Source organism: Idiomarina loihiensis (assembly GCF_024584785.1).
Taxonomy (GTDB): Bacteria; Pseudomonadota; Gammaproteobacteria; order Enterobacterales; family Alteromonadaceae; genus Pseudidiomarina; species Pseudidiomarina fusca.
The window spans coordinates 937,492-950,002 of sequence record NZ_CP074112.1 but is presented as its reverse complement, the minus strand read 5'-3'; the positions used below and the strand labels follow the sequence as shown (position 1 = coordinate 950,002).

Annotated in this window: 5 protein-coding genes; all 5 read left to right on the top strand. The window is 47.1% G+C overall.

Annotated elements, in window-relative coordinates; all coding sequences use genetic code 11:
* Entirely contained in the window at nucleotides 1–2,064 is a 2,064-nt protein-coding gene (gene prc / locus KGF88_RS04395) for a carboxy terminal-processing peptidase (RefSeq protein ID WP_153825633.1), read from the top strand.
* 220 nt (nucleotides 2,065–2,284) lie between these two features.
* Nucleotides 2,285–3,754: a Na+/H+ antiporter NhaC gene (gene nhaC / locus KGF88_RS04390; RefSeq protein ID WP_153825634.1), complete on the top strand. Its 1,470-nt coding sequence runs from the start codon at nucleotides 2,285–2,287 to the stop codon at nucleotides 3,752–3,754.
* A 17-nt stretch (nucleotides 3,755–3,771) separates the two neighbouring features.
* Nucleotides 3,772–6,414, top strand: a complete 2,643-nt coding sequence (gene pepN, locus KGF88_RS04385) for an aminopeptidase N (protein ID WP_153825635.1) — start codon at nucleotides 3,772–3,774, stop codon at nucleotides 6,412–6,414.
* Nucleotides 6,415–6,633: 219 nt separating this feature from the next.
* A complete protein-coding gene (locus KGF88_RS04380) occupies nucleotides 6,634–11,475 on the top strand; it encodes an NAD-glutamate dehydrogenase (protein WP_162014469.1) in 4,842 nt (1,613 codons plus the stop codon).
* Nucleotides 11,476–11,479: 4 nt separating this feature from the next.
* On the top strand, nucleotides 11,480–12,487 hold the full coding sequence (gene pyrD, locus KGF88_RS04375; protein ID WP_153825637.1) for a quinone-dependent dihydroorotate dehydrogenase: 1,008 nt from the start codon (nucleotides 11,480–11,482) through the stop codon (nucleotides 12,485–12,487).
* Nucleotides 12,488–12,511 lie beyond the last annotated feature (24 nt).

The following is a 12,511-nucleotide window of genomic DNA, read 5'->3' as shown; positions in this document are numbered from 1 at the left end:
ATGAGTAAAAAAGGGTTCACACGAAAGGCGATTGCAGTATTTATTGGTTTATCGTTAAGCCATGTAGCGCTTGCCTTACCACCGGCACATCAACTGGACGAACTGCCTGAGTTAGCACCAGCAGCTCAGCATGGCGTAGCTAGCCAACGTGTGAAAAACTTTTTTACGCGCTATCACTTCAAGCAAATGGAACTGGATAACGAACTCTCAGAGCAAATTCTTGAGCGTTATTTAGAAATGCTTGATTACAATAAAATGTTTTTACTGGCTACCGATATTGAACAGGCCCAAGAATATCGGTTGCTGTTTGATGACATGATCGATTCAGGCAAACTTAGCCCAGCATTTTCGCTCTATCAGAAGTCTTTGCAGCGGCGCTTTGAACGCTACTCCCATGCGTTATCCTTGTTAGACGAAGAACACCCCTTTGATTTCACTGAAACGGGTGACAAGTATCATTTTCAGCGTGAAGATGCGGATTGGCCTGCAGCAGCAACTGAGTTGGATGAACTGTGGCGTCAGCGGGTTAAATACGATGCGCTCAACTTAACCATGGCGGGTAAAGAATGGCCTGAAGTTGTTGAAACGCTTGGTAAACGCTACAACAACGCCCTAAAACGCTTAACTCAAACCAAAAGTGAAGATGTCTTCCAAACGGTAATGAATGCCTTTGCACGCAGTGTCGAGGCGCACACCAGCTATTTGTCACCGGTAAATTCAGAGCGGTTTGAGCAGAACATGAACCTTTCCCTAGAGGGAATAGGGGCCGTACTGCAAGCGGATTACGATTACACGGTGATCCGCAGTTTAGTTCCTGGTGGACCCGCTGATAAGAGCGGGCAAGTGGCCGTAGATGATAAGATCGTTGGCGTGGCTCAGGGTGATGATGACGATGCTGACTTTGTCGACGTGATTGGCTGGCGGCTTGACGATGTGGTGGAGCTGATTAAAGGGCCCAAAGGTACTACGGTTAAACTACAAGTACTTAAAGCGAACCAAAGCGCCAGTGCCACGCCCAAAGAAGTGATGATTGTGCGCGATAAGGTAAAACTTGAAGACCGTGCTGCCAAGATTGAGATCAAGCAATCTACGGATGATAAGTACGATGGTCGGGCCACCGCGCTGATTACCATTCCGGGCTTTTACAATAACCTCACCACTGATGTAGTGGCGTTATTAGAGGAAGCTGCCGCAGCGAATGTGGAAAGCTTAATCATCGATTTGCGTGGCAATGGGGGCGGTTCGTTAGCTGAAGCTATCAGTTTGACGGGACTATTCATTGACCAAGGTCCTGTGGTACAAGTTGCCGATGGTAGCGGTCGGAAAGAAGTCAACGGCGACCGCGATGGTAAAACTTTCTACAATGGTCCTATGGTAGTGATGGTTGATCGCTACAGTGCGTCTGCCTCGGAAATTTTTGCCGCCGCTCTGCAAGATTATAACCGAGCGGTGATTGTGGGTGAAAATACCTACGGTAAAGGCACAGTACAACAACATCGTGGGATTGCACGGCCGTTTGATTTTTATGACGAGCCTTTAGGTAGCGTTCAATACACCATGGCTAAGTTTTATCGAATTAATGGTGGCAGCACGCAATTACGAGGGGTACAACCTGATTTAGAGTATCCATCCATCATTGATGCTGAAGAGTTTGGTGAGAGTTCGCAAGAAAACGCATTGCCGTGGGATCAAATTACCCCAGCTAAATATCAAACTACCCATAGCATTCGTGGTTATGATTTTAAAACGCTGCAGCAACAACTCGATGAACAGATTCAAGGAAACCCAGAGTTTAATTATATTTTTGCTGATATCGAACGCTATCAACAAGAGAAAGAAAAAACTTGGGTAAGCTTGGTACTGGCGGAAAGGAAAGCGGAAGAAGCGGCCGACAAAGCTCGAAACCTTGCCCGTGCTAATGAACGTTTACAGCGTTTAGGACAGGAGCCGGTTGAGAAAATTGACGAAATTCCGACCGATTTAGAGGCGCCAGATCCTTACTTAGAAGAGACAGTCGAATTGGCGTTTAGGTTAGTAGATCAAGCGAAGATGGCTGCTAACTAAACTAGCTAATATATTGATATCCCCATAGAAAGCCGCTTTTTGCGGCTTTTTTAATGGGCAGTGACCGAGGCTAGAAATAGGTGAATGGTAGCTTGATTGTGCCTGATGACAGCACACAAGAATATGATCTTAGTCCGAGCTGGTTTATCATTAGTCTGACTAGAACATAAGCCTAGCTCACGCAATCGTGAGTAGACGATAAAAATAATAGAGAATATTTATGCAACACACCCCATCTAACGGAACCCGTTCGCCGAGTGTTCTGCAAGCTGCCACGCCGCTCGTGGTATTGATTATCATGCTAGCCAGTTCAGTGTATCTTTTTGGCGAAGATTCATCTTATGGACCAAACCAAATTGCACTCTGGATAGCTGCCGGCGTTGCTATTGCCATCGGTTTTTACAACCATTTTAGCTGGGAACAAATCGAAGATGGCATCAAAGAGGGGATTTCGGTAGCCCTTGGCGCGCTCTTGATTATTCTGGCCGTGGGTTCGCTTATTGGTACTTGGCTTTTAGCCGGCACCGTGCCTAGCATGATTTATTACGGCTTAGAGCTGCTTGATCCTAGTTGGTTTTATGCTGCTAGTGCGTTGATGTGTGGCATTATTTCGTTAGCAATAGGCAGCTCATGGACGACCGCAGCCACTATCGGGGTAGCCTTAATGGGGGTTGCGGCAGGTATGGGCCTATCACCAGCTATTACCGCTGGTGCTGTTGTTTCTGGTGCCTATTTCGGTGACAAAATGTCACCTTTGTCAGATACCACTAATCTAGCGCCAGCTGTGGCTGGCACTGAATTGTTTGTGCACATTCGGTACATGGCGCTTACGGCGGGCCCTGGCTTTGCCATTACCTTGGTTATTTTCTTAATCTTAGGCTTCAACGCTGATACTTCAGTGAGCTTACTCCAGCTAGAAAGAATGCAGCTAGAACTGCAAAACACCTTTAACATTGGTTGGTTAATGTTAGTGCCTTTGCTAGTTTTGTTATATCTAGCAGCCACCCGCAAGCCAGCGTTACCCACGGTATTTTTTGGTGCCTTGTTAGGCGGCCTTTGGGCGGTTATTTTTCAACCAGAAATGATCAGTAAGCTCGCAGAAGGGGACGATTCTTATGTTGCGACCCTGAAAATTGTTTGGCTTGCACTTACTGATGGGGTGAAAATTGAAACCAGCTCAGCTGATCTGAACGATCTTCTTAGCGGTGGCGGCATGTCAAGCATGCTAAATACCGTATGGTTGATTTTAAGTGCCATGACCTTCGGTGCCATTATGGAGAAACTAGGCCTATTGCAACGCCTAGTTGCTGGTATTTTAGGGTATGTGAAGTCGGTAGGAAGCCTGATTGGAGCTACGCTATTTACTTGTTTTGGCGCCAATGTACTCACCGCAGACCAATACATGGCGATTGTCTTACCCGGGCGCATGTACCGCGAAGAATTTGAGCGGCGTGGGCTTGACCCACGAGTGTTGTCTCGTACTTTAGAAGACAGCGCCACTTTAACCTCTGCATTAATCCCGTGGAACACTTGTGGTGCCTTCATGATGGGTGCTCTAGGTGTCAGCCCATGGATTTACGCCCCGTTTGCGTTCTTTAACTGGATAACCCCATTGATTGCGCTATTCTACGGTTACACCGGTATTAAAATTTTGCGCCTAGAGCAAACGGCCAAGCCAACCACAGCCTAACGAGGTGTGTACTCCCTATGAGTGAGAAACAAGCTAAGTTCCGGAGCGATTATCGTGCTCCGGACTTTTCTATCAGTACTGTTGAACTAACCTTTTATCTCGACCCTCATCACACCCGCGTGCATAACCGCATGCAAGTTCATCCGCAGCGCCAACAGCAGCCACTATGCCTTGATGGCGAACAATTAAAGCTACTTGAAGTGAGTATTAACGGTGAACTTTTAGACGCCAACGATTATCAACTTGACGCCCAGCAACTGGTGCTAACAAAGGTTCCAGAACAAGCGTTTGAACTGGAGGTGGTCACTGAAATTGACCCTGCTAATAATACTGCGCTTGAAGGTTTGTATCAGACCAATGGTAGTTTTTGTACTCAATGCGAAGCGGAAGGTTTTCGGCGTATTACTTATTATCTTGACCGGCCAGATGTGCTGGCGATTTTTACTACCACCATTTACGCCGATCAGCAACAGTATCCTTATCTCTTAAGTAACGGTAATCCTCAGGCCTCAGGTACCACTGCCGCAGGCCAGCAGTGGGTTACCTGGCACGATCCCTTTCCTAAACCAGCTTATTTGTTTGCCTTGGTGGCTGGCAACTTTGAGTTACTGGAAGACCATTTTACCACTCGTTCTGGTAAGCAAGTGTTGTTGCAGCTCTTTGTCGACCCCGGCAATTTAGCGCGGGCTCATTATGCGATGCAGGCCTTGAAAAACTCCATGGCGTGGGACGAACAACGCTTTGGGCTTGAGTACGATCTAGATATTTACATGATTGTCGCCGTGGACTTTTTCAACATGGGGGCAATGGAGAATAAAGGCCTTAACGTGTTCAATTCACGTTATGTGTTAGCTGATGCTGCAACTGCAACTGACCAAGACTTTTTGAATGTTGAATCGGTTATTGGCCATGAATATTTTCATAACTGGACCGGTAATCGAATTACCTGTCGAGACTGGTTTCAGCTGAGCTTAAAAGAAGGCTTAACGGTTTTTCGTGACCAAGAGTTTAGCTCCGATTTAGGCTCGCGGGCGGTTAATCGGATCCAAGCTATCCGAGTGATGCGTAGTCATCAGTTCAATGAAGATGCTAGCCCTATGGCGCATCCGATTCGGCCTGACAAAGTTATTGAAATGAATAACTTTTACACAGTTACTGTGTACAACAAAGGGGCCGAGGTTATCCGGATGCTACACACCTTGCTTGGTGAAACGGGATTTCAAGCGGGCATGCAGTGCTATATTGAGCGCCACGATGGCCAAGCCGTGACCTGTGATGATTTTATTGCGGCGATGGCTGCGGCTAATCAGTGCGATTTAACTCGGTTTAAAAACTGGTACAGTCAAGCTGGTACTCCAGTTGTTAGAGTAACAGAAAACTATACTCCAGCGAGCGCTCAGGCGGCGGGGCAGCTTCGGCTTACGTTCGCGCAACACACACCAGCTACGCCGGGGCAAACTAGCAAACAACCGGTACATATCCCGGTATTGTTAAGTGCCTATTCAAGCCGCGGCGAACGTCTTAACTTAACCCATCCTGAGCTGCAACTGCACGAATCGGGCAGTTATTTATTTGAGCTCACCGAGGCCACGGCAGAATTGACGATAACCGGATTACACGAGCGCCCCATACTGGCTTTATTAGAGAACTTCAGTGCGCCGGTGCGCTTAGAATACAACCAAAGCTTTGCTGACAAAGCGGTACTGTTGGGGTCTGCAGAACAAGAAGTAACGCGCTGGGAAGCCGCCCAACAGATGTATCTAGATTTGCTCACAGCAGCAGTAGCTAAAGATGGGCTAGTCAGCTTGCCACCGGAAGTAAGTCAGGCCTTACAAGAGCTTCTGGCAGCACCACTCGACCCCGCGCTAAAAGCCTTAGCTTTGACCCCGCCGGCCGCGGAAGAATTAGCCGAGCATTATCCGCAGGATATTCCGCTTGCCTTGATTGGGTTGGCTTGTGAGCAATTAAAACGAGCGATTGCGGCAGCCTTGGCGGAGCAATTAGCCACCTGGTGGCAACAACAGCAAGGTCAACCCTATGAACTAACCGCCGAGGCTATAGCGCAGCGCAGCCTCACGCATCTAGCTGCCTACTATTTGGCATTGAACGATCCTGAAGCTTTCAATAATGAGATTAGCCAAGCTTTTTGCCATGCCGACAATATGACGAGTCAGCAGGCGTTACTGCAAATTGCAACGCACTTAGAATTAGCTTGTGCCAGCGACTTATTAGAGCAATTTGAGTTGCGCTGGCAACATGATCCTTTGGTCTTAGATAAATGGTTCGCGGTGCAAGCTAGTGCACCTGTGGCGGGCACTGTTGCACGGGTAGCTGAGCTGGTTGATCATCCGCGTTTTAATCGAAATAACCCGAATCGTGTCTATGCGTTGTTAGCTACTTTCAGTCGCAATCTGCTGGCTTTTCATCAAGCTGATGGAGCAGGGTACCAAGTGGTTGCGAGCATGATCCGTTACTTGAACAGTAAAAACCCTCAAGTGGCAGCGCGGCTGATCACGCCATTCACTCAATGGCGACGGTTCGATAAGCAACGTCAAAAGCTGCTGCTTGGTCATCTGCAAGAGCTGCAACAATTGCCAAATTTAGCGCCTGATTTGGCCGAGAAAATTAGCAGTAGTTTGGCTCCTGATATGCAGGCCTAGCCGCAGCCTTTGTAATAATCATGCAAAGCTTTTGGATAAACATGTTCAGACCGCGAAATTCGTGGTCTGAACACTGTTTTTTGTGCTTTATAATGATTGAATAACCTAGCTAAATGTCCGACAATAATATGAATTATTTCGCTGTGTGATTTTACCGGCTGGCGGTGCCAGAGGGTAGAACCACATCGTTATATCTCATCACGTTAAAAGGACACTAGCATGAATGCGTTTGGCGAAGGCCAGATCCCCGTTATTTTGCAGAAGGTGGCCGATCTGATTGAACACAGAGCTACCGATCGAGCCGACTTAATCAAAGATTTTGCGTTGAGGTTATATAGAAATATCTCACCGGATGATCTGGCGCTGCGAAATGACAGCGACATGTACGGCGCGGTGATGGGATTGTGGCACAGCTTCAACGAATACACGCCCGGTAAAAAAGCCTTAATTAAAATCTATAACCCAGAAGTGGCGCGCCACGGCTGGGAATCTGCGCATACCATTATTGAAATCATTCAATCAGATATGCCGTTTATGGTTGATTCCATTCGCATGGCTTTAACGCGCTTGGGTATCACCTCGCATTTGCTACTGCATTTGCCAATTAGCCATAAACGAAATGAGCAAAACCAAATCAACGAACTGCTTAAGGCTGGTACTCGTAACGATGATAACGAAGTCGATACGGTATTTCTGATTGAAGTGGATCGTCAAGCCTCTGCCGACGCTATCAAAACGCTGAAAAAAGAATTAGCTGCAGTAATGGAAGAAGTGACGGTATCGGTAGGTGATTGGTTGCCAATGCGTAACAAACTGACCGAACTGGCCGCAGACTTAAGCAAGATTAATTACCCTGGTAGTCAACAAGAACTGCAAGAAGCACAGCGGTTTTTAAGTTGGTTAGCCAAAGATAACTTTACCTTAATGGGCTATCGTCGTTACGACTTAGTGCCGATTGAAGGTGACTACATCATTCGCCAACAAACTGAATCCAGCCTTGGCTTGATGCGCAAAAGCGCCACTAACAAAGAACGCTTGGTATCATCTTTACCAGAAGTAGCGCGTGACATGACTTTTGACGATAGTTTGTTATTGGTAACTAAGACCAATACCAAGTCTAAGGTTCACCGTCCAGCTTACAATGACTACATTGGCATTAAGCGCTTTGATGACAACGGCAAAGTGATTGGTGAAGATCGTTTTATTGGTCTGTACTCTAGCAGTTTCTATAACAACAGCGCGCGTGATGTTCCATTAGTTGGCGATAAGATTAAACGCGTGATGGAAGCCTCAGGTTTCGCACCTAACTCACACGCAGCCAAAGCGTTATTGAATATTCTTGAAACCTATCCGCGCGATGAGATTGTACAAGCAAATGAAGACGACCTGCTTGAAGTAGGGCTGGGCGTGTTGCAGATGCAAGAGCGCGATATGACGCGGTTGTTTGTCCGTCGAGATATTTTTGGTCGCTTTGCATCGTGCATGGTGTTTGTACCGAAAGAACGCTACAACACCTTATTACGTCAAAAGACCCAGCAGATTTTAGCAACCTCGTTGCACAGCACTGCGGAAGTTGACTTTACCACCTATTTTTCTGAGTCCTCCCTAGCTAGAACTCATTATACCGTGCGCATTGGCGAGCACGTACAGGACATTGATGTGAAAGAACTTGAGCAAAACTTAGTTGAAGCAGCGCGCACTTGGGAAGATAACTTCGAGCGCATTTTAAGTAGCACCTTCGGTGAAGGTCGCGCTAACGAGCTGAATAAAAAATATGCCAATGCGTTCCCGCGGGCCTATAAAGAGGACGTCTTGCCATCGGTTGCTATTGCCGATTTACAGCAGATTGAAGCCCTAGACGACGAACACAAACTAGGCATGCTGTTTTATCGTTCACGCGAAGAGAACGAAACCAGTAAAAAAATTCGCTTAAAACTGTTCCATAAAGACGAGCCGATTCATTTGTCTGATGTGTTGCCGATGTTAGAAAACTTCGGCTTGCGGATCATTGGTGAGAGCCCGTACCAGATTAAAACGACCGACGGCAATCTATTCTGGGTGTTAGACTTCCAGATGTTGCACAACAACGTCAAGCTCGACCTTGAAGCCAGTCGTGATTTGTTCCAAGACGCCTTTGCGAAGGTTTGGGACGGTCACTATGAAGATGATGGTTTTAACCGTTTGGTACTAAGCGCAGGTCTAACAGGTCGCCAAGTGATTATTTTACGTATGTTTGCTAAATACATGCGTCAAATTGGTACGACCTTCAGCCAGAGCTACATTGAAAGTACCTTTGGGAAATACCCACTGATTGCCAAATTGATCATTAAGCTGTTCTATACAAAGTTTGAACCGAAAGAGAAGAGCCGCGCGAAGAAAATCGAAGCCTTAGAAACGCGTATTGCTTCTGAGCTAGAAAACGTAGCCAACCTCGATGACGACCGTATTATTCGTCGTTACGTTGAGCTGATTTTGGCTGCACTGCGAACCAACTTCTTCCAAGCTGATGCCTCTGGCAACGAAAAACCCTACATTTCGGTTAAGTTTATGCCTGAACTTATTCCTGAAATGCCATTGCCGCTACCTAAGTACGAAATTTTTGTGTATTCACCTCGCGTAGAAGGGGTGCATTTACGTGGTGGCAAAGTAGCTCGTGGTGGCTTGCGCTGGTCAGATCGCCGTGAAGATTTCCGTACAGAAGTTCTCGGCTTGGTGAAAGCGCAGCAAGTTAAGAACACTGTGATAGTTCCGGTTGGCGCCAAAGGTGGTTTCTTCTGTAAAAACTTACCAGAAGAGCGGGAAGCCTTTTTCGAAGAGGGTAAGGCTTGTTACCGCACCTTTATTCGTGCCTTGTTGGATATCACGGACAACATTGTTAACGGTGAAGTTGTACCACCACAAGACGTAGTTCGTCATGATGAAGACGACATTTATTTAGTGGTTGCGGCCGATAAAGGAACCGCGACTTTCTCTGACATTGCTAACAGTATTTCAGCGGAATACAACTTTTGGTTGGGTGACGCCTTTGCCTCTGGTGGCTCTGTAGGTTATGACCACAAGAAAATGGGGATCACAGCCCGTGGTGCATGGGAATCTGTGAAACGTCATTTCCGTGAACTTGGGGTTGATTGCCAAACCACTGATTTTACCGCAGTAGGTATCGGCGATATGGCTGGCGATGTGTTCGGTAACGGTATGTTGTTATCCAAACATACGCGCTTAGTTGCAGCCTTTAACCACATGCACATTTTTGTGGATCCAAATCCGGATGCGGCAAGCAGCTACGCCGAGCGTGAGCGCCTGTTCAAGTTACCGCGTTCAAGCTGGGCCGATTACGATAGTTCGTTAATTTCTTCTGGTGGTGGTATTTTCTTGCGCAGTGCGAAAGCCATTGAATTAACGCCAGAAATGAAAAAATTATTTAACACTCAGAAAAAGTCGTTGACGCCAACTGAGATGATTAAAACCATCTTAACTTTGCCCGTCGACTTACTTTGGAACGGTGGTATTGGTACTTACGTTAAGAGCAGCAAAGAAAGCGACAGTGATGTTGGTGATCGTGCTAACGACGCGGTACGGGTGAACGGTGGTGAACTGCGCACTAAGATTGTCGGCGAGGGCGGTAACCTAGGTTTCACCCAATTAGGACGTATCGAATACGCTCGTAACGGCGGTCGTATCAATACTGATGCGATTGACAACGTAGGTGGCGTTGATTGTTCGGATAACGAAGTTAATATCAAGATCTTGTTGAATGGTTTGGTTGCCAACGGCGATTTGACCCGAAAACAACGCGATCAGTTGCTATACGACATGACCGACGAAGTGGCGCAAATCGTGATTAAAGATTGCTTCCGTCAATCGCAATCAATTTCCGTTACAGCCATTCGTGGTGCCGATCAGATTAAAGAATTGCAGCGCTTTATTTATCACCTAGAACGTGAAGGGCAACTTAACCGTGCACTTGAGTTTTTACCGGATGATGATGAATTGGCAGAACGTCAGGCGCTCAATAAGGGCTTAACCCGTCCTGAATTAGCCGTGATCACTGCCTATGGCAAGATGGTATTGAAAGATCAATTGGTCGATGACGCTATTATGGATGACCCTTTCCATGCGCGTTCACTGATTAATGCGTTTCCTAAGCCGTTGCAAGAAACCTATGCTGAGGCAATGCAAAATCACCCATTACGGGCGCAGATTATTGCTACGCGTTTAGCCAATAATATCGTTAACGATATGGGACCGAACTTTGTTTATCGCAAAGCAGACGCGACCGGGGCTACTGTTGCTGAAGTAGCAAACGCCTACGTGATTGCGCGTGAATGCTTTAATTTGCGTGGTCTAATGGAAGCCATTGAAGCAGGTAACAACCAAATTCCTGCCGATGTGCAGAACAGCATGTTATTCCAGATCCGTCGGGTTGTGCGTCGTGCTACACGTTGGTTCTTGCGCCATCCAAATCCTGAACTAGGTAACATTCAAGCGCACATTGATTTCTATCAAGACAGCTTTAATGACTTGCGGGAGAATGTGCTGGATTACGTTATTCCAGCAGAGCGTGATGCTATTCAGAAAGACATTGATAAGCTACAAGCGCAAGGCGTACCAGCAGATCTTGCTAAACAAGTTGCTATTCTGTCCACCTTGTTCTCGGCGCTGGATATTGCCGACGTGGCTAAACAAACAGGACGCAGTGAAGCTAGCGTAGCGAAAGCCTACTTTAATTTAGGCTCGCAAGTGTCCTTGCATTGGTTCTTGGAGCAAATTAACAGTCAGCCGGTTGATAACCACTGGCAAGCTCTAGCTCGTGCTGCGTTCCGCGAAGAGTTGGATTGGCAACAGCGTTCATTAACCATGAGCGTCTTGAACGGTAGTGACGAAGCGCAAGATAGCCTTGATGTGTTAGCGGCTTGGTTAGATGCCAATAAAGTCTTTGTAGACCGTTGGTTAGTGATGCTATCAGATTTCCGTACCACCAAAACTCATGAGTTTGCTAAGTTCTCCGTCGCCTTACGAGAGCTGATGTTACTCAATCAAAACTGTACGTCGGCAGCTTAAGCCTATGTACGGGATCTTGCGTAAGTGGCTGTTCAGCAAAGATGCTGAACAGTCACATGATTTGACCTTGGGGTTACTTAAACGCTACGCCAACACTCCGTTGGCGTGGTTTTGGCGACAACAAGTTGAAGCTAAACCTGTAACAGTGATGGGCATCGAATTTCCTAATCCTGTAGGTTTAGCGGCAGGTCTTGATAAAAACGCCGAGTGCATTGATGCTTTTGCACAAATGGGATTTGGTTTTATCGAGGTCGGTACAGTTACCCCAAAACCGCAAGAAGGCAATCCCAAGCCACGTCTGTTTCGGATCCCTGAACGTGAGGCCATTATCAACCGCATGGGTTTTAATAACCTTGGCGTTGATTACTTGGTTGAGCAAGTGCAAAAAGCGAAGTTCAAGGGGGTGCTGGGGATTAATATAGGCAAGAATAAAGCTACAGCAGAAGCTGATGCCGTGCACGATTATGTGCATTGCATGCGCAAAGTTTACGCTTTTGCGAGCTACATTACGGTCAATATATCCTCGCCAAACACGCCCGGCTTACGCGCCTATCAGCATGGCGATGCGCTGCATCAACTGCTGGCCAGCTTGAAACAAACTCAAGCAGAACTCGCCACCGAACACGGCCGTTATGTGCCACTGGCAGTAAAAATTGCGCCTGACCTTGATAACGACGGCATTGCAGCGATGGCGGCTGCCTTAATAGAACATCAGATAGATGCTGTTATAGCGACCAACACAACTCTCAGTAGGGACGCGGTAGTCGGCTGTAAGCATGCCGATGAGGCAGGGGGCTTGAGTGGCAAAGTGCTATTTGATGCGAGCACGGCCGTAGTTAAGCAACTAGCAGAACATCTTCAGGGTAAACTACCTATCATTGCCGTTGGTGGCATCGATAGCGCGGCCGCAGCTCAAGCAAAACTAGCCGCAGGAGCAAGCTTGGTGCAAGTGTACACCGGCTTCATTTACCATGGACCGCAGTTGATCCGCACTATCGTAAACGACTTGTAAACAATCTCAGATTTCTTTATGGTA

Excerpts from the sequence above, each read along its gene's own strand:
- prc (WP_153825633.1), top strand. The coding sequence starts at position 1 with ATGAGTAAAAAAGGGTTCACACGAAAGGCGATTGCAGTATTTATTGGT.
- nhaC (WP_153825634.1), top strand. The coding sequence starts at position 2,285 with ATGCAACACACCCCATCTAACGGAACCCGTTCGCCGAGTGTTCTGCAA.
- pepN (WP_153825635.1), top strand. The coding sequence starts at position 3,772 with ATGAGTGAGAAACAAGCTAAGTTCCGGAGCGATTATCGTGCTCCGGAC.
- KGF88_RS04380 (WP_162014469.1), top strand. The coding sequence starts at position 6,634 with ATGAATGCGTTTGGCGAAGGCCAGATCCCCGTTATTTTGCAGAAGGTG.
- pyrD (WP_153825637.1), top strand. The coding sequence starts at position 11,480 with ATGTACGGGATCTTGCGTAAGTGGCTGTTCAGCAAAGATGCTGAACAG.